The 25,771-nt window shown below is 70.4% G+C and carries 20 protein-coding genes, 1 tRNA gene and 2 pseudogenes; 6 read left to right on the top strand and 17 right to left on the bottom strand.

The genetic code is table 11. The features are described from left to right. Positions 1–77 precede the first annotated feature (77 nt). Complete coding sequence (locus ABZS80_RS26210) at positions 78–1,649, top strand: amidohydrolase (protein ID WP_355059867.1); 1,572 nt, start codon at positions 78–80, stop codon at positions 1,647–1,649. 178 nt (positions 1,650–1,827) lie between these two features. Here the strand turns inward: ABZS80_RS26210 and ABZS80_RS26205 are convergent, their stop codons facing one another. The 6 genes from ABZS80_RS26205 to ABZS80_RS26180 all read right to left on the bottom strand — a co-directional run bounded on the left by ABZS80_RS26205 (position 1,828) and on the right by ABZS80_RS26180 (position 9,149). Further along, the gene (locus ABZS80_RS26205) at positions 1,828–4,629 is read right to left on the bottom strand and encodes a M20/M25/M40 family metallo-hydrolase (RefSeq protein WP_355059866.1); all 2,802 of its coding nucleotides are present in this window, start codon (positions 4,627–4,629) and stop codon (positions 1,828–1,830) included. Positions 4,630–4,949: 320 nt separating this feature from the next. After that, positions 4,950–6,053: a phospho-N-acetylmuramoyl-pentapeptide-transferase gene (mraY, locus tag ABZS80_RS26200; protein WP_355059864.1), complete on the bottom strand. Its 1,104-nt coding sequence runs from the start codon at positions 6,051–6,053 to the stop codon at positions 4,950–4,952. Next, on the bottom strand, positions 6,050–6,172 hold the full coding sequence (locus tag ABZS80_RS26195; RefSeq protein WP_355059862.1) for a hypothetical protein: 123 nt from the start codon (positions 6,170–6,172) through the stop codon (positions 6,050–6,052). The genes mraY and ABZS80_RS26195 overlap by 4 nt, the downstream gene beginning before the upstream one ends. 313 nt (positions 6,173–6,485) lie before the next feature. Beyond that, the gene (locus ABZS80_RS26190; RefSeq protein ID WP_355059861.1) at positions 6,486–7,274 is read right to left on the bottom strand and encodes a maleylpyruvate isomerase family mycothiol-dependent enzyme; all 789 of its coding nucleotides are present in this window, start codon (positions 7,272–7,274) and stop codon (positions 6,486–6,488) included. A gap of 800 nt (positions 7,275–8,074) precedes the next feature. After that, positions 8,075–8,746, bottom strand: coding sequence for a hypothetical protein (locus tag ABZS80_RS26185; protein ID WP_355059858.1), 672 nt, complete (start codon positions 8,744–8,746; stop codon positions 8,075–8,077). A 7-nt stretch (positions 8,747–8,753) separates the two neighbouring features. Then, complete coding sequence (locus tag ABZS80_RS26180) at positions 8,754–9,149, bottom strand: hypothetical protein (protein ID WP_355059856.1); 396 nt, start codon at positions 9,147–9,149, stop codon at positions 8,754–8,756. A gap of 591 nt (positions 9,150–9,740) precedes the next feature. On the opposite strand from ABZS80_RS26180, the pseudogene ABZS80_RS26175 reads away from it, so the two are divergent. From ABZS80_RS26175 to ABZS80_RS26160, 4 genes and pseudogenes are all read left to right on the top strand, one after another. Next, positions 9,741–10,346 (top strand): annotated as a pseudogene (locus tag ABZS80_RS26175) (helix-turn-helix domain-containing protein); the annotation flags it as partial. Between the two features lie 295 nt (positions 10,347–10,641). Then, positions 10,642–12,042, top strand: a complete 1,401-nt coding sequence (locus ABZS80_RS26170) for an IS110 family transposase (RefSeq protein WP_355059854.1) — start codon at positions 10,642–10,644, stop codon at positions 12,040–12,042. A gap of 26 nt (positions 12,043–12,068) precedes the next feature. After that, positions 12,069–12,371, top strand: a pseudogene (locus tag ABZS80_RS26165) (integrase core domain-containing protein); the annotation flags it as partial. An 851-nt stretch (positions 12,372–13,222) separates the two neighbouring features. Further along, positions 13,223–13,504, top strand: coding sequence for a hypothetical protein (locus ABZS80_RS26160; protein ID WP_355059852.1), 282 nt, complete (start codon positions 13,223–13,225; stop codon positions 13,502–13,504). 273 nt (positions 13,505–13,777) lie between these two features. Here ABZS80_RS26160 and ABZS80_RS26155 read toward each other — a convergent pair. The 9 genes from ABZS80_RS26155 to ald form a co-directional block, all read right to left on the bottom strand. Next, a tRNA-Pro gene (locus tag ABZS80_RS26155) sits at positions 13,778–13,851 on the bottom strand. Positions 13,852–14,010: 159 nt separating this feature from the next. After that, entirely contained in the window at positions 14,011–15,417 is a 1,407-nt protein-coding gene (der, locus tag ABZS80_RS26150; RefSeq protein WP_151463433.1) for a ribosome biogenesis GTPase Der, read from the bottom strand. Further along, positions 15,414–16,094 (bottom strand): (d)CMP kinase, encoded by a 681-nt coding sequence (gene cmk / locus ABZS80_RS26145; protein ID WP_355059850.1) that lies wholly within the window; start codon positions 16,092–16,094, stop codon positions 15,414–15,416. The genes der and cmk overlap by 4 nt, the downstream gene beginning before the upstream one ends. A gap of 163 nt (positions 16,095–16,257) precedes the next feature. Beyond that, positions 16,258–17,028: a pseudouridine synthase gene (locus tag ABZS80_RS26140; RefSeq protein ID WP_151463431.1), complete on the bottom strand. Its 771-nt coding sequence runs from the start codon at positions 17,026–17,028 to the stop codon at positions 16,258–16,260. Next, positions 17,015–18,154, bottom strand: a complete 1,140-nt coding sequence (gene scpB, locus ABZS80_RS26135; protein WP_355059848.1) for an SMC-Scp complex subunit ScpB — start codon at positions 18,152–18,154, stop codon at positions 17,015–17,017. The genes ABZS80_RS26140 and scpB overlap by 14 nt, the downstream gene beginning before the upstream one ends. Positions 18,155–18,158: 4 nt before the next feature. Then, a complete protein-coding gene (locus ABZS80_RS26130; RefSeq protein ID WP_355059846.1) occupies positions 18,159–19,172 on the bottom strand; it encodes a ScpA family protein in 1,014 nt (337 codons plus the stop codon). A 41-nt stretch (positions 19,173–19,213) separates the two neighbouring features. Then, entirely contained in the window at positions 19,214–20,137 is a 924-nt protein-coding gene (locus ABZS80_RS26125) for an AAA family ATPase (protein ID WP_091266519.1), read from the bottom strand. A 251-nt stretch (positions 20,138–20,388) separates the two neighbouring features. After that, a complete protein-coding gene (locus tag ABZS80_RS26120; RefSeq protein ID WP_355059986.1) occupies positions 20,389–21,381 on the bottom strand; it encodes a site-specific tyrosine recombinase XerD in 993 nt (330 codons plus the stop codon). A gap of 11 nt (positions 21,382–21,392) precedes the next feature. Next, entirely contained in the window at positions 21,393–22,508 is a 1,116-nt protein-coding gene (gene ald, locus ABZS80_RS26115) for an alanine dehydrogenase (RefSeq protein ID WP_313721694.1), read from the bottom strand. A gap of 228 nt (positions 22,509–22,736) precedes the next feature. Between ald and ABZS80_RS26110 the strand changes: the two genes are divergently transcribed. Further along, positions 22,737–23,054, top strand: a complete 318-nt coding sequence (locus ABZS80_RS26110; protein WP_151463436.1) for a TM2 domain-containing protein — start codon at positions 22,737–22,739, stop codon at positions 23,052–23,054. 68 nt (positions 23,055–23,122) lie between these two features. Here the strand turns inward: ABZS80_RS26110 and ABZS80_RS26105 are convergent, their stop codons facing one another. Next, positions 23,123–23,728: an NUDIX hydrolase gene (locus ABZS80_RS26105; protein WP_355059844.1), complete on the bottom strand. Its 606-nt coding sequence runs from the start codon at positions 23,726–23,728 to the stop codon at positions 23,123–23,125. Continuing rightward, on the bottom strand, positions 23,725–25,482 hold the full coding sequence (locus ABZS80_RS26100) for a CTP synthase (protein WP_355059842.1): 1,758 nt from the start codon (positions 25,480–25,482) through the stop codon (positions 23,725–23,727). The genes ABZS80_RS26105 and ABZS80_RS26100 overlap by 4 nt, the downstream gene beginning before the upstream one ends. Between the last annotated feature and the right edge of the window lie 289 nt (positions 25,483–25,771).

Here is a 25,771-nt window from a genome sequence, read left to right as displayed (position 1 = left end):
CGTCCGCAGCTCCTTCTTCCTTTTCCCTCGCTACCTACTGTGATGGTCCAGCGCCCCTCGACACTCGTGGGAGTCACATGAGCATCCGCGTGTACCGCAACGCCGCCATCCACACGGGAGACGCCGACAACCCCCTCGCCGAGGCCCTGGCAGTGGACGGCGATCGCCTGCTGGCCGTCGGCCCGGAGGCGCAGGTGCGCGAGGCGGCGGGCCATGGCGCCGAGCTGATCGACCTGGACGGCGCCGCGGTGCTTCCCGGGTTCTACGACGCCCACATCCACACCGCCCAGTACGCGCAGAGCCTCGGCGCCGTCGACCTGCGCGGAGCACGCGGCCTGGACGAGGCCCTCGCCATGGTGGCGGCCCACGCGGCGCGGCTAGGGCCGGGTGCCTGGCTGTTCGGCGGGCGGTGGAACAGCAACGCCTGGGATCCGCCCGCGCAGCCGGACCGGTACGCGCTGGACTCGGTCTGCCCCGAGCTGCCGGTCGCGTTGCCCAGCGTGGACGGCCACACCGTGTGGGCCAACTCGGCAGCCCTGCGGCTGGCCGGTATCGACGCGAGCACACCCGACCCGGTGGGCGGCGAGATCGTCAGGGACGCGCGCGGGGAGCCGACCGGCGTCCTCCGCGAGACGGCCGCACACCCGCTGCGCGACCTCATGGTCTCCCCCGATCTGCGCGACCTGCTGCGGGCAGGGCAGGAGGGGTTGCTCGCGCTCGGCCTGACCAGCGTGCACGACATCGACGGCGAGGACTGCCGGGCCGCCTATCTCGCGCTGCGCGACGCCGGCGAGCTCAAGCTGCGCGTCCACAAGGCGATCCCGATGACGCACCTGGAGGCGGCCATCGCCGAGGGCCGCCGGACCGGGCAGGGCGACGACTGGTTCCGCACCGGGCCCGTGAAGATCTTCAGTGACGGGGCGCTCGGGTCGCACACCTGCCACATGAGCACGTCCTTCGCCGGCGAGCAGGGCAACGTGGGCATCGCGGTCACTCCGTACGAGGATCTGGTCAAGCTGTTCGCCAGGGCCGCGGGTGCCGGCATCGCGGTGGCCACGCACGCCATCGGCGACCGCGCCAACAACCTGGTCATCGACGCCTACGAGGCGGTCGGCCGCACCCCGGGACTGCGGCACCGCATCGAGCACGCGCAGCACCTTCGACCCGCCGACCTGGCCAGGATGGCCACCCTGGGCATCGTCGCCTCGATGCAGCCGGTGCACTGCACCAGCGACATCGATCTGGTCGACTCCCTGCTGGCCGGCCACGACCTGGCCTCCTACGCCTGGCGCGGGATGCTCGACGCCGGCGTCGTGCTGGCATTCGGTTCGGACGCCCCTGTCGAGAGTCCCCACCCGTTCGCCGCGCTGTACGCCGCGGTCACCCGTACCCGTCCCGACGGGACCCCCACCGGCGGCTGGCAGCCTGAGCAGCGGCTGAGCATGCCCGAGGCCGTCAGCGCCCACACCCTGGGGGCGGCCCGCGCTGCCGGCGAGAGTGACCGCAAGGGCGTCCTCGCGCCGGGCAGACTCGCCGACTTCATCGCGGTCGACACCGACCCCTACCGGGACTCACCGGCCGCGGTGCTGCGTACCAGGGTCATGACGACCGTCGTGGGCGGTGAGATCCGCTGGCGACGGTGCCGTTGAGGCTCGGACGCACCGCACGAAGGCGGGCACGGGACGGGCGTACGACATCAGAGGAGGCCGTCCGGATGCTTTCGAATGGCGCACAACGGAGTGGAACCACCACCGATGGCAATGGCTCCACTCCGTTGTCAGTGCGCCTCGCACCCCAGAGGCCGCGCGGGCTGAATTTCCACACGGGTCACACGATGGAGATCGACCGCACCTGGGTGTTGCCCTTGGTTTCGACGTACACCTGGTAGTCGCCGACGGTGTAGGTGCCCGCAGCGTTGTTGTTGATGGTGAACGTGGCCGTCACCGGAGACTCGCTGCCGTCGACATGCGTCTGCTTCACCGTGATGGTCAACTCGTTCGTGTTGCCCTTCAGCTTCTTCACCACGGCCGACGGCTTCGCATCGACGACCGCGTTGGCGACTGTCACGTAGACCGCGTCGGGTGAAGAGAACTCCGCGTTCTTCTGCCCGTCACCGAACACGAAGAAGCCCCGCTGTTCGACGGCCCCGCGCCCGGGGAACGGATCCGGGTTCGAGGCCAGGTACGTCGGATTGACCTTGTACAGGTCCGTCTTGGAGTCCGCGAGCATGGCCTTCACCCCGGTGTACGGTGCATCGCTGATCGCGAGGTTGACCGACAGGTAGATGGCGTCGGGGTTGTTGGCCGAGATGCGTGAGGAGAAGTACTTGTCCGTACTCTGCCCCGCAGGAACGGCCAGCGGCACAACCTTGTCGCCGACGAGAATGTTGAACTGGAAGTCGCCGTAGCCGCCGGCGACGAACTTCGCCCAGGCCGCGTCCGACATGTGGTCGGGGCGCTCCACCTTGAACTCGAGACGCATCGGCGCCACGTACGTGGAGTTCTGGTACTCGGGGTCGGTCAGGGGAAGGTAGACCCCTCCCGGGGCGTGCCCCAGTGCGAAAGCCGACGCCGTCGGGGTCGAGTTGCCGCGCCCGTTCCACATCGGGATGTTGAACGAGGTGGCGCCGAGGAGTGCCTGGCTGCCCAGCTGGCTCGTGCCGACAGCGGCCGACGCGTCCTTGTAGGTGCCGATCGTGACGTCGAGCAGGTCGAGGTCCGCCCGGTCGGCGTTCAGCCCCGGGATGTCGGCCCACATGAGCTTGGCACCGGCGGGCCCGGAGTACCGGGCCATCTCCAGCATGCCATCGGCCATGATCTTGGTCATCTGCACGGCCGAGTCGACCTTCATCCGCTCGTTTGCCGTGTGCCACCAGCGCTCGTTACCCGGGATGACGGCGCCGAAGGCGGTCATCTTGTTGCGGAAGCTGCTGGCCAGGGTGCCGCCGGTCGTGCCCTGCGGATAGACCACGTCCCGGAGGGAATACGGATCCGCGAACTCCCCCGGGTTGCGGTCGATCGAGGCTTGGTAGCTCCCGAACTGAAGAGCCGTCAGCGGGTTGTCGTGAGTGACGTACAACCCGGCGCCGACGGGCGAGCCGAGGTTGCCGATGGTAAACCCCTTCGCCTGGAAGGCGGCCGTGACTGCCGCCGTCGCCTGGCCGGAGTCAGCCGCGGTGACGTGCATGCTGCGCACGAACATCGGCATGCTGAGGCTGCCGGAGGCGTCCGTGTAGAAGCTCGTCGGGGTCTCCGAATTGATGCCGCCCATGAGGGCGAAGGTGAGGTTCGGCGTGCCGTTGCTCGGGTTGCGCAACAGGCTCGCCGGGATGCCCATGTACTTGCCGATATAGGCCTCGCCTTCGACACCGTCGCGGAAGAACAGGTCGGTGACGCCGTCGGCGGCCTTCTTCAGTTGCAGGTCGGCGGCCGTGATTCCCACTGCGCCGAGCCCCTGGGAGAGGAGGAACATTCCCCACACGACGGCGTTCTTGCCATACTGCGGGGTCGGCATCTCCATCGCCACGTCGGTGTTGATCTCCAGCGTGAGCGAGTCGCCGGTGATCGTGGTCTGCACCTTGGGCGTGGTGCGGGGAGCAGCCGGGAGCCAACCCTTCGTGGTCGCGGCGGCGATGATCGCCGCCACGAACCGGTCGCGCTCGGCGGAGCCGGCCCCCGCCACGTCGAGGGTGAAAGTGGCCCGCGAGGCGATCTGCGTGGTGCTGCCGTAGGCGATGTCCTTGAGCGTCGGGTCGCCTTCGCGCAGGGTGACGCCGGCGGTGGCAGCCGTCAACCGGAAGGCCTTGGTGCTGTCTGCGGACAAGCTCATCGACACCGACGGGGTCACCGATCCGGAGTTGCCGACGATGACCGGGAACCGCGAGTCCGAGGTGTAGGCCGCGATCGGGATCTCTTCCCGGTTGAGGTTCTTGTAGGCCCAGTTGTCGTAGAAGCTCGGGTTCGAGTTGTACGGGATGGACTGGAAGGTGGCGGTGTTCGTCGTCGAGGGCGTGCCGGGACCGCCGTCTTCGTAGATGCCCATGACGATGCGGATGCGTCGGTCGAGGGGCAGCCCCGCCTTGAGCAGCGCCTTGGCCGCGAGCAGCGTCGCCAGCGTCGGGCCGCTGTCGTCCTGAATGCCCGCGCCGTAGACCCAGCCGTCCTGGACATAGGGCGAGTGGTACGCACCAGGAGTGCCGAGGTTGCCGTCGGCGTCCCGCCAGCGCGCCAGCTGGGCCGGCGAAACGGAAGCCGTCGGCGAGTCGAGGTGGCTCAACGCCATGACCATCTCCGGGGCGTCCGGGTCACCGATCTCCGCGTAGACGTACTTGTCGGGCTGGCGTTGGACGACCACCGGGAATCCCAGGTCGGTGGCCAGCTTGACCACCCAGGCGAGCTTGGCGACCTTGCGGTCGTACTCGTTCTGGTTGGCTTCGGTGTTGCTGACCGGGAAGGGGTACGCCGTCGCGGCCGTGCCGCCTCGGGAGATGGAGTCGTAGCTCGACCCGTCCAGCATCGCCCCGACCAGAGTGAGCGGGTCGTAGGTGCCGTCCCCCGCCCGCGCGCTGCTGACGCGTCCAGCCAGCGCCTCGACTTCGGCGTGGATCGCGTCGCGCTCGGCGTCGGTCACCGACAGGTCGTAGGTGACACTCGGCTCGAAGCGCTTCTCGCCGAGGCCGGCGGCGGACGCGTGGGGCGTGGGCGCAAATGTCGCCGCGAGGGTCGCGGCGAGCAGGACGGAGAGGATGGTCGTCCGTCTGTCTCTCATAGAAGCTCCAGAACAGGGGGGATGACGCGGTGGCGACAGCACACCCCAGCCGTGCCGCCAGCGGCCGACGGAGCGGGATTTCTTGAGGATGATCTGAGAATCGGCCCTGGTCTGCCATACGTCCGCAGCGCCGGCGCGCGCGGATCACCGTCGGTGGCACGACACAGGCTTATCGCGTGGCTCTATCCAACGACCGCCAAGAAATCCGAGTAGAACACGCCCAGGCCGACCGCCACGCAGACGCCAGCCACGATCCAGAACCGCACCACGATATTGACCTCGCTCCAGCCGGCCAACTCGAAGTGGTGGTGCAACGGCACCATCCGGAAGACACGTCTGCCGGTGGTCCGGAACGAGACGATCTGGATCACCCAGGTCGTCGTGATGATGACGAAGAGCCCGCCGATCATGATCGAAAGCAGCGTGGTGCGGGTTGTCACCGCGAGCCCGCCGATCAGGCCGCCGAGCCCGAGCGAGCCCACGTCACCCATGAAGATCCGCGCCGGGGACGTGTTCCACCACAGGAAGCCCACGCAGGCGGCGGCCGCCGCCGCCGCGATCATGGCGATCTCCAGGGGATCCCGTACCTGGTAGCAGTAGTCGTTCACGCGGGCGTACGCGTCGTCGGCGCACCAGTGCCGGTACTGCCAGAAGCCGATCAGCGCGTACGCGCCGAGCACCAGGATCGACGCGCCGGTGGCCAGGCCGTCGAGGCCGTCGGTGAGGTTCACGCCGTTCGACATGGCCATGATCACGAAGACGAAGACCATGACCGCGCCGACCTTGCCGACGTCCAGCCAGCTGATGTCGCGGATGAGCGAGATGTGCTCGCTGGCCACGGTCTGGCCGTTGGTGCTCGGCACGTAGAGCGCGGCGATGCCGAACCCGCCGCCGACGATCGCCTGGCCGAGCAGCTTGCCTTTGGCGGACAGTCCGTCGGAGTTGCGCCGGCGCACCTTGAGGAAGTCGTCGAAGAAGCCGACCGCGCCGCAGAAGACGAACAGCCCGAGCAGCACCAGGGCCGTCATGGTCGGCCCCTCCTGCGCGATCTGCCGCTCGGGCAGGGTGGTCAGGGCGAGATGCCCGGCGACGTAGGCGAAGACGGTCGCCACGATGAAGACGACGCCGCCCATCGTGGGCGTACCCTTCTTGCCCTGGTTGCTGGCGAGCCCGATGGATCGGATCGGCTGGCCGGCCTTGAGCGCGGTGAAGACGCGAACCGCCAGCGGCGTGCCGAACAGGGAGATGATGAACGCGACGGCGGCCGCGACGATGACCGCCCTCACGGGCGAACCCCCACGAGATGCTGATTTCTCACGGCGTCCCCACCGAGCTTCCAGATCAGCGCCTGACGTATCGACCTGAGCTGGCCGTGCGGATAGTCCTTGGCGAAATCATCGATCACGGGACACGAGCTTGCCATCCGACGGCGAGCGGAGCAGCCCCGGACCTCGCAGGGCCCGCGGCGGCTCCACAGGGATTCGTTTGCCGCGCCCCGGCCCGCGCCGTGCCGAGCGCCTTGATCAATGAACCCCTGTGCAAGATCAGACAAGGCCATCCGGAGAATCCCGAATGGCCTATGACCTGCGTATCGACTCGTCCGGCCAAGCCTGGCGAAAGACGGACGACGGCGAACCGGAGAAGTGGCATTGCCCATTCCCGTCGGAAGGTGTCGGGGGTTGAGCAAGAGGCCTGGGGAGGATAGAAAGGGATCGTTGTTATACGGACGGGTCCCAGGCGATGAGCTGATCGAAGATGCGACGGTCGCCTTCGAGCTTCAGGGAATCCAGCGGTATGCGGCCGTAGAACATCAGGACTAGGTCACTGGCCGTGCCCCGGGCGGAGGCGTCGGCCGTGTCCGGGGCCTCGCCGGCAGCGGGCTCGCCGAGGCGGGCGACCCGTGCCCCGTCGCGGGACAGCCGGAGGCGCCAGGAGCGGCCCTCGGTGGCGTGGTAATCGACGACGGCGGGTTGGTGTGGCCAGGCGACCGTCGTTGCGCAGAGGGTGAACTGACAGTCGTCGAAACCGTCGAGGGCGACCTCGTCTGGTAGCGGCTGCGGGGCACCCACGGTGAGCTGGGCGTCGTAGGTGTGCACCGCGATCTCGGGGACCTGTCGCCGCGCCCAGGCACCAGAGGTTTGCGGTGACGGCGAGTCATCCCACCACGTCCAACAACCGCGGTCCGGGCCGGCCTCACGCAGCGCGCTCGTCAGTTGCTCGATGGACTCGGTCCACCAGGCCAGCAGTGCCTCGCGTTCCCGAGGCGCCCCCATGCCGTCCTCCCAAGCCGACTTCTCCGGAGGCGCGTCTGCAGGCCCTGCGGCGACGACGGCGGCTGCTTTGCGGCGGCCCATGCCCACGTGTTGCACGAGATCGAACAGCGTCCGCTCGGGATGGGTCGGAACCTGCATGTCGAGGCTGTGCGCCGCGGCGACCGCGGCGCGGAAGGCGGTCGACCGTTCGTCAATGAGCCGCAGTTGATCAGAGAACGTCAAAAGCTCTTGCACTCCGGCTTTCTACCAGTGTGCTCCGACAACCGGACAGCGATTTTCGCAGCCGACGCGGCGGGCGCCGCGGCACTGGCGCGCCAGGGTTCCACCTGCCGCGACCTGCACCGTCACGATGAAAAAACTCATCGTCCTTCAACGGCAGAAGTCCCCGCCCCGCAGCAACTCAACGCCTCCAGCCATCCCGTCAGCCTTCGTCCGCACTCGTGGAGTGGGTGGGGCCTGCCCGGCTCCGCCCGGACGGAGGTTGCGGGATGGCGCCGACCATCCCAGAGCGCCCGAGCGCCCCGCCGGAGGCAGTTGCCTGTGTCTCGACCTTAGAAGCCCCGGAACTGCCATCCACCATGGCGACCCGGGGCTTCCTCGTATGTCGCGCCGCCGACGGGGCCAAAACCGCCGGGGTGCCGCCGGCGCTCGCGCTGGGCGGCGGGGTCCCCGGGCGGCGACCCTCTGGGTCGGCCCTTGGTCGGCGGCGCGAGCGGCCCGCGAGGCGGGCCGCCTTGATCAGTGAGTCGTTGTTGCACTTCGCTGCTGTGCAAGATCAGAAAAGGCCATCCGGAGAATCCGAATGGCCTCTGACCTGCGTCGGGACGGCCGGATTCGAACCGACGACCCCTTGACCCCCAGAGATTGGCAACCCGGCTCGGTACGGCTCGCGCGGCTGGTCGACGGTCTGAAGGTGGTCACCGTGGTCCCGCTTGGTGCCGTCAGTTGCTGTACTTGTTGCTGTACTTGCTCCGTAGCTATCGCGCCGACGTCCACGATGTCGCCATGAGGCACCACGGGTAGGCAGAGCCGCGTTACAGGTCTGCCCTCATGCGGGCCCGATTACTGGCGGCAGTGGCCCACGCCCGAATGATCGGGTGAGGTTCGGCGCCAGTGGTGAGTTCTGGTTGGAAGAGGGTGCCGAGGAAGAACGGATGTTCTGGTAGTTCGGCGACTCGTACGATGCCTTCGTCGTCGACTCCGGTGAACCGCATCCCATGGTCGGTCAGCACTTGTGCGGTGACCGGGTTGAGGCCGTAGGAGCAGTGGTAGTACTCCCTGGTTCGCGTCGCGCCCAGTGCTCGCTCGAAGAGTGAGCCGCTCGTCGCGAGGACAACGCACTCGTTGCCGCCCAGTGAACAGGAGAGCGGGACCAGGACGTCTTCTTCGGCCAGATCGGCTACCTGCGTGGCGAACTCGATGACGGCCAGCTGCAAGCCGCCGCAGGTTCCCAGGAGGGGGATGCCGGCCCGGCGGGCGGCACCCGCGGCCGCGATGACCCCCGCCTCACTCTCGTATGGGCTGCCGGTGAGCCAGACCCCGTCGAAGTCGTCGAGCGTGTTGTCGACCTCTGTCGTCGGGATCCATGTCGCGTCGATCTTCATTCCCTCGGTTGCCGTCAACCCAGTGATCGCGCGGGTGACTGGCGCGTGTGATCCGGCGTCGAGGTGGTCGCCAACGAGGGCGAGCCGAGTGATGAGGCTCATTCCCTGATCACCCACGTCCGGGAGCTACAAAGTAGGCAAGAAAGGAACTGCCGGGCTCGACAGCGGTGAGTAATCTGCGCCATGACCAGAGATTCGGATGTTCCCAGTGGATGGCGGCTTCGGCCGGTGCCAATAGTTCGACCGCTTCGGCCACCTGGTCGCGGCTGAGCCGGAAGATGCCTGTCTCGTTGACGTAGCCACATACCAGAGCCAGAACGGCCGCTGGCAGTTTGTGCTCGCCGCCCGGCCCATTCAGGTGTCCGACCGTGAGCCCGTCCGGCCCCCTGCGCGCCAACGTGTACGCGGTTGGCTGCACATACCCGGGGATGCGTGCCGCGAAGCGCGCGTACGCAGCCCGCAGATCCTCGTCAGTCGGCCAAGCGTCGTTACTCGAAGGAAGCATGGCAGTGAACGATAGCCGGAAGTCCGTCCACGGTCCGCCCCCTAAGCCATCCCGTCGGCCTTCGTCCGCACACCCGTGGAGTGGGTGGGGCCTGCCCGGCCAAGGTGGAGCACACCACTGTCTGAACGACCTTGACCGGGCAGGCCCCACCTGCTCGGCTCAGCCCGGACGAAGGTTGTCGGGATGGCGCCACCATCCCAGAGCGCCCGAGCGCCCCGCCGGAGGCACCGCCTCGTCTCGACCGACTTGAAGCCCCGGAACTGCCATCGACCATGGGCGGCCCGGGGCTTCTTCGTATTGTCGCGCTGCCGGCGGGCTATCACCGTCGCGCTGGCGGCCGAAGGGCCAGAGGCGCGGCGGCGGGCCATCGGCCCGGCCCAGGTTCGGCGGCGCGCGCGGCCTGCGAAGCGGGCCGCCTTGATCCCGTACAGAAAGTTCTCACACACCAGGGCCTGTTTCGTGTGTCCCGTCACGGGACATGCTTGACACTCGCGTCCCACCAGATGCTTGACATGATCGATATCGGCTCTCTTCATCGCGTGATGGTTGCGGTCATCGCGGGCTGGGGAGGCCGGGATTGCGCTGGTGGAGTTGTCGATCGTTGAGCAGCGGTATCGGGCGGTCCTCGCCGTGCAGGCCGGCGAATCGGTGGTTGAGGTGGCGGCCCGGATTGGGGTGTCCCGGCAGACGATTCATTCCTGGCTGGCCCGGTATGCCGAGGTGGGTCTCGCCGGTTTGGAGGACCGGTCTCGGCGGCCGCTGGGTTGTGCGCATCAGGCGTCGGCGGAGGTGGAGGCGTTGGTGTGTGAGCTGCGCCGGCATCATCCGCGGTAGGGCTCTCGACGGATCGCGTTCGAGTTGGGCCGGCATGGCTGCCCGGATCCGGTGCCGTCGCGGATGACGGTGTATCGGATCCTGGTCCGCCAGGGCCTGATCGAACCGGCCAAGCGCCGTCGGGGACGAAAGGACTATGTGCGCTGGCAGCGGTCCCGGCCCATGGAGTTATGGCAGATGGACATCGTCGGCGGGATCATGCTCGCCGACGGCACCGAGGCCAAAGTCGTCACCGGGGTGGATGACCATTCCCGGTTCTGCGTCATCGCTCAGGTCGTCAGGCGGGCCACCGGCCGGGCGGTCTGTTTGGCCCTCGCGGACGGGTTGCAGCGGTTCGGGGTGCCCGAGGAAGTCCTCACAGACATTCAAGCTAGGTGTCGCCCTCAAGGTCCCTGGATCGTCCGGCCGGCGGTGTGAGGATCTTGGGGTCCGGCACCCGCCCGTCGTCGTTGCTTGACCGATCGGAGCGCGAAGCGACTCCTTGCCTGTTGACCACGTTGACGGGCGGGGCTACTGCCGGAGGACGGCCGCCCTGTTAGGAACCTGATGACCACTCCCGGGTGGGTGGATCTCTGTTAGCGAATGTCTGGTGCAGGTCGTTCTCGTCGGCAGCTGGCAGCTCGGGTGCTGAATCAGCCAGTCGATCGAGAGGAGTGTCGTGGTGCCAGTCCGCTTGGGGATCGATATCGCGTGCCGAGCCGCGCATCAGGCGAGCCTGGCCGATGAGCAGGGGCGATTCGTCTGGGCCGGTCGGCGGTTCCGCACCACGCCATCCGACCTGGCCCGGTTGTGGGCGATGCTGCCTGCCGGCACCGAGCCGGTTGACGTGCTGGTGGTGATGGAGCCGACCCGCAACGCGTGGGTGCCGTTGGCCGCGTGGTTCCGCCGTCGCGGCGCTAGGGTCGTGCTGGTGCCGCCGGAGCGGTCGGCGGACCTGCGCAACTACTACGCCAAGCACGCCAAGTCCGACCGGCTGGACTCCCGGCTGCTGGCCCGGCTGCCGATGCTGCATCCCGACGGACTGCACGCCGAGCCCGGGCTCGGCCCCGGTGACGCGTTAAAGCGCGCCGCCAAGCTGCACTCGACCTTGACCCACCGCCGAACGCAGAGCCTGGCCCGACTGGACGCCCAGCTGGAGCTCCTCGGCCCTGCCTGGCACGCCGCGATCGGCGCCGACCTGGGCAGTCGGACGGTGTTGAAGTTCCTCGCCGCAGGATACGCCGACCCGCACGTGGTGCGCCGCCTCGGCCGGACCCGGTTGGCCAGGTTCTGCTACCGGCACTCCCGCGGCGCCTGGGGCGAACCGATGGCCGACGCCATCCTGGCCGCCGCCGCCGAGACGCTCGAGCTGTGGGCCGGCGGCGAGCTGGACTACCCCGACCTGGCCGAGGACATCGCCATCGAGGCCCGCCTAGCGCTGCAGCTGGCCGAGGAGATCAAGGACCTCGACGAACGGACCGCGCTGCTGCTCAACCAGGCCGACCCGCAAGCCATCCTCACCTCCGCCCCCGGCGTCGCCCACATCACCGCCGCCGCGATCCTGGGCCGGCTCGGCGATCCGAACCGGTTCACCTCCCTCGCCGGAGTCCGGGCATTCACCGGACTGGTCCCCAGCCTCAATGCCTCCGGGCTGACCGGACGGCACGGCGGACCCACCAAACGCGGAGACGCCGTGCTGCGTCAAGCGCTGTTCATGGCCGCCGGCCAAGCCCGCCGCATCGACCCCACCCTGGCCGCGAAGTACCACCGACTAATGGTCGACGCCGGCAAGCATCACAACTCAGCGCTGTGCCACATCGCCACGACCCTGCTCACCCGGATCATCCCCTGCTGGCGGGCCGGACAGCCCTACATCCTGCGCGACGTCGACGGCACCCCCGTCACCAAGGAACAGGCCCGCGCCATCATCGCCGAGCGGTACACCATCCCGAAGGAACTGCGCGCCCAACGCCGCACCACCACACACGGAACGGGCCGGCGAAGCAAGGAGTCGCGATGCGCTCCATCAACCGGCCCGTCCACCAACCACGCTACGACAAACCCAGCCGCAGCGGCCTAACGGGACTTGACATCGCTTAGGAACTCAACGGCAAGCAGTTCACCGATCGGTTCGGCAAGGGCGGCGAGGTGATGTTCGACCGGATCTGCCGGGAGAACGGCATCATCCACCGGCTCACCCAGCCCGCCTCCCCGACCACGACCGGGAAGGTGGAACGGTTCCACCAGACCCTGCGCCGGGAGCTTCTGGACGACGTGGCGGTCTGGCCAGACCTGGAAACCGTCCAGGCCGCCATCGACGTCTTCCGGCACGAATACAACACCGACCGGCCGCACCAGTCCCTGGACATGGCTTTCCCCGCGGACCGGTTCACCCCCGCACTGGCGGCGGAGCAGGTGGTGCCGGTGAAGCTGCCTGCCCGGCTCACCCAGCCCGTCGACCAAGCCCTCGCCTCTCCTCCGGCTGCCCTTCCGGTTCCCCTGCAGGTGTCGGGGGCGGTCGGGTTCGACCGGGTGGTGCCACCCTCGGGGAATCTTCAGGTCGCGGGCAAGCAGTTCTGGCTCGGCCCCGCCCGCTCCGGCGTGACGGTGACATTCTGGGCCGACACGGACGTCATCCACCTCCTGATCGCCGGCGCCCGCATCAAGTCGGTGCGCTCCCACCTGTCCGCCGCCGACCTCGCCGGCCTGCTCACACAGGGCGGTCGGCCAGCTGGTGAACCACCTTTGCCGCCGGCGCCACCAGGTGAGGCGGTCGAGGTCGACCGGACCATCAGCCGCGGCGGACACGTGTCGCTCGGGCAGCACATCGTCCTGGCCGCCGAAATCCCCGGCGGCCGACGCGTCGGCATCCGCATCGAGGACAAGACGCTGAGCTTCTTTGACCTCGACACGCGTCAGCTGCTGCGCACCCGACCCAACCCGCTCACCCCTGCCGAGGTAGCCCGGCTGCGAGGCACGCGACCCGCCGGACCACCGCCCCAACCTGCGACCGGACCGGTGCAGGTCCAGCGACGGGCCTCCAACAGCGGAGTGGTCATGGTGGTCGGGCAGAAAGTCGCCCTCGGCCGGGTCCACGCCGGCAAGACCGTCACCATCCACGTCACCGACACCGAGCTGGCCATCGCCTGCGACGACGGCACCCGCATCGTCCGGCGCACCACCGACCAGCCGGTCCGCAACCTGAAGGCGAGCCGACCCCGCAAGACGCACACAGAGCCCAAGGAAGGCACGATGCTCCGATGAGAAGCCCCTACGGCAGCGGCCGGCACGCCGAGACCAGTGACCTCGACCGAGTCGCCTCTCTCGCGGACGTCGCACGCATCGTCGACGAGATGCTCGCCGACCTCGAAGCGCACCCGGGCGAGTGGGAGAACGCGACACTGGAGAGCTTCCTCGAAGCCCTGTCACGATCCCTCAACGCTCTCCCGCAGCTCTACCGCAACTTCGGTGAGACCTTCCCCGACCCACCCAGCTGGAAGCTCTTCGCCGAAGCCCTCGTCATGGCCACCGTCTACGAGTAGCCGCCGGCACGATCAGAACCAATATTTCCTAGACCGAACGTTAAGCATCAGCTGGGACGGATTCGTCAAGCATGTGGTGGGACTAGACAAGGGCCTGTTTCGTGCGCCGCAACCTCTTCAGTGAAGAGGCCTGGCCAGGTCTCATCGAAGGCGACCCGGGAGGCCCTGCGGAAGCTCGGTCAGAGCCTCGATCAATAGGCTGTTGCTGTACTTCGCTGCTGTACAAGATCAGAAAAGGCCATCCGGGAGATCCCGAATGGCCTCTGAACTGCGTCGGGACGGCCGGATTCGAACCGACGACCCCTTGACCCCCAGTCAAGTGCGCTACCAAACTGCGCCACGTCCCGATGCCCCCGCGCGGCGTTCCCCGCGGCAGCCGGTACAGCTTAGCGCAAGATCTTCCGACCCGCGCACAGGCCCCACCGGTGCTGGAGGCCACTTCCCCTAGGGCGTCCTAGGAAGAAGCCGCCGGGGATGGGACCCCCGGCGGCTTCTCGTAGGCGGCGTCAGCCGTGGGCCTTGCCCCGGCCCCCCGGGCCGAGCTTCTTGCGCGGGCGGACCGAGATGTCGATCGGGCTGCCCTCGAAGCCGAACTCCTCGCGGAGCTTGCGCTCCACGAACCGCTGGTAGCCGGCGTCGAGCGGGCCGGTGGTGAAGAGCACGAAGCGCGGCGGGGCCACGCCGGCCTGGGTGGCGAAGAGGATGCGCGGGGCCCGGCCGCCGCGCACCGGGTGCGGGGTGGCCTGGACCAGCGCGGTGAGCCACTGGTTGAGCTGGGCGGTCGGGATCCGGGTCTCCCAGCTGGCCAGGGCCTTGTGCAGCGCCGGGGCGAGCTTGTCGACGGCCCGACCGGTCTTGGCCGACAGGTTCAGCCGGATGGCCCAGGGGATGCGGCGCAGCTCCCGGTCGATCTCCTTGTCGAGGTAGTAGCGGCGGTCCCCGTCGACCAGGTCCCACTTGTTGAACGCGATGACCAGGGCCCGGCCGGCCTCCACCACCATGGTGAGGATGCGCTGGTCCTGCTCGCTGATCACCTCGCTGGAGTCGAGCAGCACCACGGCCACCTCGGCCGCCTCGATCGCTGCGGCGGTGCGCAGGCTGGCGTAGTACTCGGTGCCGCTGGCCTTGCCCACCCGCTTGCGCAGGCCGGCGGTGTCGACCAACTGCCAGGTCTCCCCGCCGATCTCCACGAGGCTGTCCACCGGGTCGACGGTGGTGCCGGCGACCGCGTCGACCACCGCGCGCTCCTCTCCGGAGAAGCGGTTGAGCAGGCTGGACTTGCCGACGTTGGGGCGGCCGACCAGGGCGACGCGACGCGGGCCGCGCGGGCGGTTCTCCACGATCTTCGGCGCCTCGGGCAGTGCCGCCATGATGGCGTCGAGCAGGTCGCCGGAGCCACGGCCGTGCAGCGCGGAGACCGGGAACGGCTCACCGAGGCCGAGCGACCAGAGCGCGGTCGCCTCCATCTCGATGGCGGTGTTGTCGGCCTTGTTGGCCACCAGGATCACCGGCTTGGCGCTGCGCCGCAGCATCTTCACGGCGGCCTCGTCCACGTCGGTCGAGCCGACCACGGCGTCGACCACGAAGAGCACCACGTCGGCGGTGACGACGGCCGTCTCGGCCTGGGCAGCGATGGCCGCGGCCCGGTCCTTGGCGTCCGGCTCCCAGCCGCCGGTGTCCACCACGGTGAACTGCCGGCCGTTCCACTGCGCGTCGTACGGCACCCGGTCCCGGGTCACCCCGGGGATGTCCTCGACGACCGCCTGGCGACGGCCGATGATGCGGTTGACCAGGGTCGACTTGCCCACGTTGGGGCGGCCGACGACGGCCACCACCGGCTGCGGGCCGGTCGGCTCACCGGGCTCGAGCTCCGGCTCGCGCAGCTCCACCCAACCGCCGAAATCCTCGCTCATGCCACACCCCGATCGGTGAGCAGCGCGTGCAGCCGGGCGACGACCTCGTCGATGCCCAGCTCGGTGGTGTCCAGCACGACCGCGTCGGGGGCCTGCTGGAGCGGGTTGACCTTGCGGGTCGAGTCCAGCTTGTCGCGACGGGCCAGGTCGGCGGCGGTCGCCGCGACGTCGACGGCGTCCTCGGCGCTGCGCCGCTGGGCGCGGGCCGCCTCAGAGGCGGTCAGGTAGACCTTCAGGTCGGCGTCGGGCGCCACGACGGAGCCGATGTCACGGCCCTCGACCACGATCCGGCCGGCGTCGGCGATCACCTGTCGCTGCCGGGCGACCAGCAGCTCGCGTACCGCGCCCACGGCGGCCACGGCGGAGACCGCCCCGGTCACCTCGGGACCGCGGATCTCCTTCGCCACGTCGACGCCGTCGACGGTCACGCCGTACCCCTGGGGGTCGGTGCCGATGCGCAGGTCGACCTCGCCGGCGACCTTGGCCACCGACTCGGTGTCGGCCAGGTCGACGCCGGAGCGCAGCACCGCCCAGGTGAGTGCCCGGTACATGGCGCCGGTGTCGAGGTAGCGGGCCCCGAGGCTGACCGCGAGCCGCCGCGACACGGTGGACTTACCCGAACCGGACGGCCCGTCCACAGCGACCACGCAGCGCCCGGCCCGTACGTTTTCCTCCACCGTTGTCCTCCTCAGCCCGTACCTCGCGGGTCGCCGGTGTCTCCGGCGCCGTTGAGCGGTTGTGTTTCCTCGTCAATCATCCCGCGCCGCGCGGGTCGGCCGCGCGCGATGGCGCCGCGGGCCGCGTCGAAGCCTACCGGGAGCCGTACCCCGAACGACGGGGTCAGTCACCCACGGCCTTGAACAGGGCGGCGACCTCCGCGTTGGTCAGCCGGCGCAGCCGCCCGGTGCGCAGGTCGCCGAGCTTGATCGGACCGATCGAGGTACGGATCAGCCGGGACACCGGGTGTCCCACCTCGGCCATCAGGCGCCGAACGATGTGCTTGCGCCCCTCGTGCAGGGTCAGCTCCACCTGGGCGGTTTTGCCCAGGGTGCCCACCACCTTGAAGGAGTCGACCTTCACCGGCCCGTCCTCCAGCTCGACGCCGGCCGTCAGCCGCTTGCCCAGGTTGCGCGGGATCGGCCCGGCCACCTCGGCGAGGTAGGTCTTGAGCACCTCGTACGACGGGTGCATGAGCTTGTGGGCGAGGGTGCCGTCGTTGGTGAGCAGGAGCAGGCCCTCGCTGTCGGCGTCGAGCCGCCCGACGTGGTAGACCCGCTGCTCCAGCCGCGCGCCGATGAAGTCGGCGAGCTCGGTGCGGCCCTTCTCGTCGGCCATGGTGGTGACCACCCCGCGCGGCTTGTTCATGGCCACGTAGACCAGGCGGACGTCGGCCTGGAGCCGCTCGCCGTCGACGTGGATGACGTCGCGCGTCGGGTCCGCCTTGTCGCCGAGCTGGGCCACCCGCCCGTTGACGGTGACCCGGCGCCGGAAGATCAGGTCCTCGCAGGCGCGCCGCGATCCCACCCCCGCGGCGGCGAGCACCTTCTGCAGGCGCTCGGCGCCCTCGTAGACGGGGGCGTCGGGTTTAGGGGCACGGTCATCGCGTCGCATCGGCAAGCTCTTCTACGTCGTCGGGCAGGAAGGGGGCCAGGGGCGGCAGGTCGTCCACCGAGTTCAGCCCCAGCTTCTCCAGGAACATCGTGGTGGTCCGGTAGAGGAACGCACCGCTGTCCGCTTCGGTGCCGCACTCCTCGACCAGGCCGCGGGTCACCAGCGTACGGATCACGCCGTCGCAGTTGACGCCCCGGATGGCGGAGATCCGCGACCGGGTCACCGGCTGCTTGTAGGCGATCACCGCGAGCGTCTCCAGAGCGGCCTGGGTCAGCCGGACCGTCTGGCCCTCCAATACGAACCGCTCGACGTAGGTCGCGTATTCCGGGCGGGTGTAGAGACGCCAGCCACCCGCGGCCCGGCGCAGCTCGAAGCCGTGCCCGGCGGCGGTGTAGCCGGCCGCGATCTCGTCCAGCATCGGGCCGATCCGCTCCGGGGACTGTTCGAGGACCTGGGCCAGGGTCAGCTCGCTGACCGGCTGGTCCACCACCAGCAGGATCGCCTCCAGCGCGCCGCGCAGCTCGGCGTCGTCCAGCACCGGCGCGGGCTCCGGCTCCGGCCGCCGCCGTCCCCGCTTTCCGGGTACGCCGCCCGCGCCGCGCTCCCCCTCGGGCTCGCCGGGTCGGACTTCGGGGTGACCGAGCCCACCGGCCAGGGCGTCGGGCACCGCGGGCAGGCCGTCCCCGAACCCGCTGGGCAGGGCGTCGGCATGGGCGAACCCGTCGGGGCCGATCGTCTCGTCGGCGCTCGGGGGCACCGCGGCCGGCTCGCCCGTTCCCGACGCCACCTCCGGCTCCGCCGCGCTCTCCCCCACGGGATCTTGGACAGTTTCCGTTCGAGCCGAACGGTAAGTCTCCAAGATCTCCGGCTCGGCGCCGGCGGACGGCGACGCCGGCGCGGGCTCCCGTCCGGCGGACGCCTCCGGCCCGGCGGACGCCGCCACGGACGGCTCCGGCCCGGCGGACGCCGCAACGGGCGGCTCGGGCTCGGCGGACGACGCCGTGGACTGCTCCGGCTCGGCTGGGGTCTCGCTGGTGGCGGGCTTCGGCGGGGTCGGCCGCTCCCACGGGGGGACCCAGGCGGCTGCCTGGTCGGCCAGCGAGTCGCGGGATTCCTCGTCGCTCATCGGGTCACTCCTGTGTCGGCGCGGCGTCGTCCGCCGCCGCGGCCTGCGTCGACGGGCCGTCGTCCGCCGTCGCGGCCGGTGTCGGCGGGGACTCGTCCGCCGGTGCGGACGGTGTCGCGGGCTCCGGGGAGCCGGCGTACTCGTCGATGGTCAGTTCGGTGTCGCCGTCGGCGGAGCCGGTCCAGCGCACGGTCAGCTCCTCCAGCGCCTGCTCCTGGACGAAGGCCACGAGCCCCTGCCGGTAGAGCTCCAGCAGCGCCAGGAAGCGCGCCACCACCTCCAGGGTGATCTCGCTGTCGGCGCAGAGCAGCGAGAAGCTGGCGGTGCCGGCGCGGCGCAGCCGCTCGGAGAGGATCTCGGCGTGTTCCCGCACGCTGACCCGGACCATGTGCACGTGCGCGATGGACACCTCGGGCACCGGCTTCGGGGTCATGGCCCTGAGCGCGAGCTTGAGCAGCCGTTCCGGGCCGATGCCGAGCACCAGGTCGGGCAGCGCCTCGGCGTACCGGGGTTCGAGGGTGACGGCCCTCGGGTAGCGGCGCCCGCCGACCGACTCCAGCTCGGCGATGTGCGCCGCCGCCTCCTTGTACGCCTTGTACTGCAACAGCCGGGCGAACAGCAGGTCCCGGGCCTCCAGGAGGGCCAGGTCCTCCTCGTCCTCCACCTCGGCGGCGGGCAGCAGCCGGGCCGCCTTCAGGTCCAGCAGCGTGGCGGCGACCAGCAGGAATTCGCTGGTTTCGTCGAGGTCCCACTGGTCGCCCATGGCCCGCAGGTACGCGATGAACTCGTCGGTGACCTTGTGCAGGGCCACCTCGGTGACGTCCAGCTTGTGCCTGCTGATGAGCTGGAGCAGCAGGTCGAACGGGCCGGTGAAGTTGTCCAGCCGGACGGTGAAGCCGGTGGTCTCCTCGACGGTGGCCGGGTCGGCGGGCACCACGCCGTCGACCTCGGCGGCCAGCTCGGCGGCGGCCACCGGGTCGGCGCCGCCGTGCGGCGGGTCGAGGGGCGGTGCGGTCACCGGCAAACCGTAGTCCACGACCGGGTCACCGGGCGTGCGGCCTACCGCTCCGCCTGGGCGGCGATCACCTCGCGAGCGAGCTGCCGGTAGTTGCGCGCGCCCGAGGAGGCCGGGTCGAGGGTGGTGATCGGGGCGCCGGCCACCGTCGACTCGGGGAACTTGACGGTCTTGGTGATCACCGTCTGGTAGACCTTGTCGCCGAACGCCTCCACCACGCGCTGGAGCACTTGGCGGCAGTGGGTGGTGCGACTGTCGTACATGGTGGCGAGGATGCCTTCGAGCTCCAGGTCGAAGTTGAGCCGCTCGCGCACCTTGTCGATGGTGTCCAGCAGCAGCGCGACACCGCGCAGGCTGAAGAACTCGCACTCCAGCGGGATGAGCACGCCGTGCGCCACGGTCAGCGCGTTGATCGCCAGCAGGCCCAGGGAGGGCTGGCAGTCGATCAGGATGAAGTCGTACTCCTTGCGGATCGTGCGGAGCACCCGGGCCAGGGCCATCTCGCGGGCGACCTCGTTGACCAGCTGGATCTCGGCGGCGGAGAGGTCGATGTTGGCGGGCAGCAGGTGCAGGCCGGCCACGTCGGTCTTGATGAGCACGTCCTCGGCGGTGACGTCGTCCTGCATGAGCAGGTTGTAGACCGACAGGTCGAGGTTGTGCGGGTTGACGCCGAGGCCCACGGAGAGGGCGCCCTGCGGGTCGAAGTCGACGAGCAGCACCTTGCGGCCGTATTCGGCGAGGGCGGCGCCCAGGTTGATGGTGGTCGTGGTCTTGCCGACGCCACCCTTCTGGTTGGCCATCGCGATGATCCGCGCCGGGCCGTGCCGGTCGGTCGGCATCGGCTCGGGGATCGGCTTGCGCATGGTGTAGGCGGCCGGGTCGGCGGGGCCGAGGTCGGCGCCCAGCGTCGCCTGCTGCTCGCGGAGCTCCGACGTCCAGGTCTCGGCACGGTCACCGTTTCCTGCCATGTCCTCGTTGCCCCCTCCCGACGACCACCCGGCGTCGGAGCCGTCCGACGTCCCTCGCGGCGCCGCTGCGCACCCCCGGTCCGTCACCCCTGGAGGCCCGCGCCGAAGCCGACTGTACGCCACGTGCCAGCAGCGCGTTCGGTAGCGGGTCGGCGTGTCGGGCAGCGGTCAGCCGGGACGCCGGTTCGTGCGCGACTGCGGGGCTCGCAACCCCGGCGCAGGGGCTCGCAACCCCGGCGCACTCCTCGCGCTCAGCCGTGGGCGCGTGGGTGGGCGGTGGCGTAGACCTCGCGCAGCCGTTCCACGGTGACCAACGTGTACACCTGGGTGGTGGTCACCGAGGCGTGGCCCAGCAGTTCCTGCACCACCCGCACGTCGGCGCCGCCGTCGAGCAGGTGGGTGGCGTACGAGTGGCGCAGGGTGTGCGGGGAGACCGCCTCGGGCCCGTCGACCGGCAGGCCGGCCCGTTCGGCCGCGGCGCGCAGCACGGTCCAGGCGCCCTGCCGGGTGAGCGGTCCGCCGCGGGCGTTGACGAACACCGCCGCGGTGCCCCGGCCCGCGGCCAGCAGCGCCGGGCGGCCCCGGACCAGCCAGGCGCGCAGCGCCTCGGCCGCGTACCCGCCGACCGGCACGAGCCGGGTCTTCCCGCCCTTGCCGTGCAGCAGCACGGTCCCGGCGTCGAGGTCGAGGTCGTCGACGGCGGCGCCGATCGCCTCGGAGATGCGCGCGCCGGTGCCGTACAGGAATTCCAGCAGCGCCCGGTCGCGCAGGGCGCGGGGCGCGGCCTCGCCGGTGGCGGTGACCGGGCCGGCGGCCTCCAGCAGCCGCACGACGCCGTCGACCGGCAGCGCGCGGGGCAGCCGGCGCGGCGGGGCGGGTGGGCGGACGTCGCGGCCGGGGTCGGCGCCGGCCATCCCCTCGCGCAGCGCGAAGCGGTGCAGGCCGCGCACGGCGCTGGCCGCGCGGGCGGCGGAGGAGACGGCGAGCGGCGGGTGGTCGGCGTCGCCGCCGCGCAGCCGGGCCAGGTGCGCCTCGATGTCGGCCGGGCCGACAGCGGCCAGGTCGGTCACCCCGGCGGCGGCCAGGGTGGACAGGTAGCGGTCCAGGTCCCGGCGGTACGAGGCGAGGGTGTTCGCGGACAGTCCCCGCTCGACGGTGAGGTGGTCCAGGTAGCCCCGGACGGCACGGCGCAGGGCCGGCGCGGGCTCGACGCCCGCACCGGCCCCCTCCGTCGTCGCGGTCAGGCTGTCGTCCCTCAGGCGAGCACCTCGGCCAGCGGCAGCGCGTCCATGCCGTGCGCCTCGGCGACCGGGCCGTAGACGACCTGGCCGGCATGGGTGTTCAGGCCGAGGGCGAGCGCCGGGTCGTTGCGCAGCGCGCCGCGCCAGCCCTGGTTGGCCAGTTCGAGGGCGTACGGCAGGGTGACGTTGGTCAGCGCGTAGGTGCTGGTGTTCGGCACCGCGCCCGGCATGTTCGCCACGCAGTAGAAGATCGAGTCGTGGACCTTGTAGACCGGGTCGGCGTGCGTGGTCGGACGCGAGTCCTCGAAGCAGCCGCCCTGGTCGATGGCGATGTCGACGAGCACGCTGCCCGGCTTCATCCGGGAGACCAGCTCGTTGGAGATGAGCTTCGGCGCCTTCGCGCCGGGCACCAGCACCGCGCCGATGACCAGGTCGGCGTCGACCACGGCCCGCTCGATCTCGTACGCGTTGGAGGCGACGGTCTGCAGGTGGCCCCGGTAGATGGCGTCGGCCTGGCGCAGCCGGGCGACGTTCTTGTCCAGCAGCAGCACCTCGGACTGCAGGCCCAGCGCGATGGCGGCGGCGTTCAGGCCGGAGACGCCGGCGCCGATGACCACGGTCTTGGCCGCGTACACGCCGGAGACGCCGCCGGGCAGCACGCCCCGGCCGCCGCCGGTGCGCATCATGTAGAAGGCGCCCACCTGCGGGGCGAGCCGGCCGGCCACCTCGGACATCGGGGCGAGCAGCGGCAGCGAGCGGTCGGGCAGCTCGACGGTCTCGTAGGCGATTCCGGTGACCTTCCGGTCCAGCAGCGCGTCGGTGCAGTCCTTCGAGGCGGCCAGGTGCAGGTAGGTGAAGAGCACCTGCCCCTCGCGCATCCGGTGGTACTCCTCGGCGATCGGCTCCTTCACCTTGAGCACCAGCTCGGCGGTGTCCCAGACCTCGTCGGCGGTGGCCAGGATCTTGGCGCCGGCGGCGGCGAACTCGTCGTCGGTGATGCTGGAGCCGACGCCCGCGCCGGACTCGACGAAGACCTCGTGGCCGTGGCGGGTGAACTCGTTGACGCCCGCGGGCGTGATCGCCACGCGGTACTCGTGGTTCTTGACCTCGCGTGGGATTCCGACCTTCACGATGCAGACACCTTCCTCGGGGACGCTCACCCCCGACTGCGCGGCGCCGCGACGGCCCCTTTGCCGACACGGTCCACCGGTCCCGCCCGGCGGCAGTCTAGGCGCGTGGGAACCCCACGGAGGCCAACACAGTGACATCCGGTGCCCGGTCGTGCTGACGGTGTGTCAGGCATCGATCGGGCTGTGCGGTGGAGACCGCCTCAGCCGTCAGGACAATCTTCGGTAAATATCCTTCCACCGACGGGGCGGCGGTGCGGACAGGAGCGCTGTCGATCACTAGGGTGTCCGCTCATGACCACTCCTCCTTACCAGCAGTACCCGCAGGGCGTCTCGGACAAGAGCAAGGTCGTCGCGGGCATCCTGGGCATCCTGCTCGGCTTCTTCGGTGCCGGGCGCTTCTACATGGGTGACACCAAGACCGGCGTGCTCCAGCTCGTCGTGAGCGTCGTGACCTGCGGCTTCGGCGCCCTCTGGGGCACCATCGACGGCATCCTGATCCTGGTCAACGGTGGCGTCGACGGGCAGGGCCGCCCGCTGCGCGACTGACCGTCGCCACAGCACGAAGGGGCCGCGCGGTGTTCGCACCGCGCGGCCCCTTCGTCGTCTGACCCCGGTCAGCGGGGCAGCGGCGCCTCCGGGCGGCGCAGCTCGGCGAAGCCGGTCTCCCGGGCGCGGGCCGCGGCGAGCAGCCCGGCCACGCAGGAGGCGTTGGTGATCTCGCCGGCCAGCACCATCCGGACCGCCTCGTCGAGGTCGACCCGGACCACCTGGAGGTCGGCCTCCTCGTCACGCCGGTCGTGGCGCTGCTCGGCGGGCACATCGGCCAGGTCGCGGGCCAGGAAGACCCGGACCACCTCGTTGCTGAACCCGGGCGAGCTGTGCAGGTCGACCAGGACGTCGATGCTGCCCGCGGTGAGGTCGGCCTCCTCGGCCAGCTCCCGGGCCGCCGCGGTGGCCAGGTCCTCGCCCCGGACGTCCATCAGCCCGGCGGGCAGCTCCCACAGGTGCCGGCCCACCGGGTGCCGGTACTGCCGGATCAGCACCACCTGGCCGGCGTCGTCGAGGGCCACCACGGCCACCGCGCCGACGTGCGTCACGTAGTCGCGGGTCGCCGTGCCCCCGCCGGGCATGGTGACGTCGTCGCTGACCACCGAGAAGATCCGGCCGGACCAGATCTCCCGGTGCCCGGCCACCTCGTACCGGTGCTCCACCGCGCTCACGAGGCGGACGCCGCCTTCGCCGCCGCGGCGCCGCCGTTGCGGCCCGCCTTCCGCGCCGCCGCGGCCTCCGCCGGGGCGTCCAGGTCGACCGGGAGCTGGCCGGCCTCGGAGTACGCCACGGCGGCCTTCACGAACGCCGCGAAGAGCGGGTGCGGCCGGGTCGGCCGGCTCTTCAGCTCGGGGTGCGCCTGGGTGGCCACGAAGAACGGGTGCAGGTCCCGGTCCAGCTCGACGAACTCGACCAGCCGGCCGTCCGGCGAGGTGCCGGAGATGGTCAGGCCGGCCTTGGTGAGCTGGTCGCGGTAGGCGTTGTTCACCTCGTACCGGTGCCGGTGCCGCTCGCTGACCTCGGTGCTGCCGTACGCCTCGGCGACCAGCGAGCCCTCGGCCAGCTTCGCCGGGTACGCGCCGAGCCGCATGGTGCCGCCCAGGTCGCCCTTGCCGGCGACGATGTCCTCCTGGTCGGCCATCGTGGCGATGACCGGGTGGGTGGCCTCCTCGTCGAACTCCAGCGAGTTCGCCCCGTCGAGGTGGGCCAGGTGGCGGGCCACCTCGATGGTCATGCACTGCAGGCCGAGGCAGAGGCCGAGCAGCGGGATGCCGTTCTCCCGGGCGTACCGGGCGGTGCCGATCTTGCCCTCGATGCCGCGGACGCCGAAGCCGCCGGGGATCACGATGCCGTCGACGCCGGCCAGGGCCGCCGCCGCGCCGGCCGGGGTCACGCAGTCGTCGCTGGGCACCCAGCGCAGCTGCACCCGGGCCCGGTGGCCGAAGCCGGCGGCCCGGATCGCCTCGCTCACCGACAGGTACGCGTCGGGCAGGTCGACGTACTTGCCGACCAGCGCGACGGTCACCGTGTGGCGGGGCTGGTGCACCCGGTCGAGCAGGTCGTCCCAGCGGGTCCAGTCCACGTCCCGGAAGGAGAGACCGAGCCGGCGCACCACGTACGCGTCGAGGCCCTCCCGGTGCAGCACCTTGGGGATGTCGTAGATGCTCGGCGCGTCCGGGGCGGCGGTGACCGCCTCCCGGTCGACGTCGCAGTAGAGCGAGAGCTTCTCCTTGACCTTGTCCGGGATCTCCCGGTCGCAGCGCAGCACCAGGGCGTCCGGCTGGATGCCGATGCTGCGCAGCTGCGCCACCGAGTGCTGGGTGGGCTTGGTCTTCAGCTCACCCGACGGGGCCAGGTAGGGCACCAGCGACACGTGCAGGTAGAAGCAGTTGTCCCGGCCCAGGTCGTGGCGGACCTGGCGGATCGCCTCCAGGAACGGCAGCGACTCGATGTCGCCCACCGTGCCGCCGACCTCGGTGATCACCACGTCGGGGACGTGGCCGTCGGCGTCCGGGTCGGCCATGCCGAGGATCCGCGCCTTGATCTCGTTGGTGATGTGCGGGATGACCTGGACGGTGTCGCCCAGGTATTCGCCGCGCCGCTCCTTGGCGATCACCGCCGAGTAGATCTGCCCGGTGGTGACGTTCGCCTTGCCGGACAGGTTTCGGTCGAGGAAACGCTCGTAGTGGCCGACGTCGAGGTCGGTCTCGGCCCCGTCCTCGGTGACGAAGACCTCGCCGTGCTGGAACGGGTTCATCGTCCCGGGGTCGACGTTGAGGTACGGGTCGAGCTTCTGCATCACCACGCGCAACCCGCGCGCGGTGAGCAGGTTGCCGAGGCTGGAGGCGGTGAGGCCCTTACCCAGCGAGGAGGCGACGCCCCCGGTGACGAAAATGTGCCTGGTCGTCCGTGCTGAAGGGGCCAAGGCCTGCTCCCGTGTCGTCCGTAGCGGTCGTGCGAACCGCCGTGCCGATCAGCCAAGTGATCACGCGATCCACGGGATTCCACGGTAACACCTCCCCGGCCCCCCGGCGGCGTCGCACCCACCGTCGGCGCACGTGAAGCCGGGTTCGCCTCAGCCGGCGGGCACCTCGGTCGATGCCGGGCCGGGCTGGGCCGGCACCCGGGGCACCCGGTCGGCGGCGGCGTCCGGCGTCCGCGTACCCCGTTCGGGGCCCTCCGGAGCGCCGTCGGCGACGGCCGGGTCGGGGTCG

Origin of the sequence: Micromonospora sp. NPDC005305 (assembly GCF_040607315.1) — a bacterium.
Taxonomy (GTDB): domain Bacteria; phylum Actinomycetota; class Actinomycetes; order Mycobacteriales; family Micromonosporaceae; genus Micromonospora.
Note: the sequence above shows the minus strand (reverse complement) of the source record. Positions and strands in the feature narration are given on the sequence as shown.

Coding starts and splice junctions, on each gene's coding strand:
- ABZS80_RS26210 (WP_355059867.1), top strand. CDS start 78: ATGAGCATCCGCGTGTACCGCAACGCCGCCATCCACACGGGAGACGCC.
- ABZS80_RS26185 (WP_355059858.1), bottom strand. CDS start 8,746: ATGAGCCTCATCACTCGGCTCGCCCTCGTTGGCGACCACCTCGACGCC.
- ABZS80_RS26180 (WP_355059856.1), bottom strand. CDS start 9,149: ATGCTTCCTTCGAGTAACGACGCTTGGCCGACTGACGAGGATCTGCGG.
- ABZS80_RS26160 (WP_355059852.1), top strand. CDS start 13,223: ATGAGAAGCCCCTACGGCAGCGGCCGGCACGCCGAGACCAGTGACCTC.
- der (WP_151463433.1), bottom strand. CDS start 15,417: ATGAGCGAGGATTTCGGCGGTTGGGTGGAGCTGCGCGAGCCGGAGCTC.
- ABZS80_RS26140 (WP_151463431.1), bottom strand. CDS start 17,028: ATGCGACGCGATGACCGTGCCCCTAAACCCGACGCCCCCGTCTACGAG.
- scpB (WP_355059848.1), bottom strand. CDS start 18,154: ATGAGCGACGAGGAATCCCGCGACTCGCTGGCCGACCAGGCAGCCGCC.
- ABZS80_RS26125 (WP_091266519.1), bottom strand. CDS start 20,137: ATGGCAGGAAACGGTGACCGTGCCGAGACCTGGACGTCGGAGCTCCGC.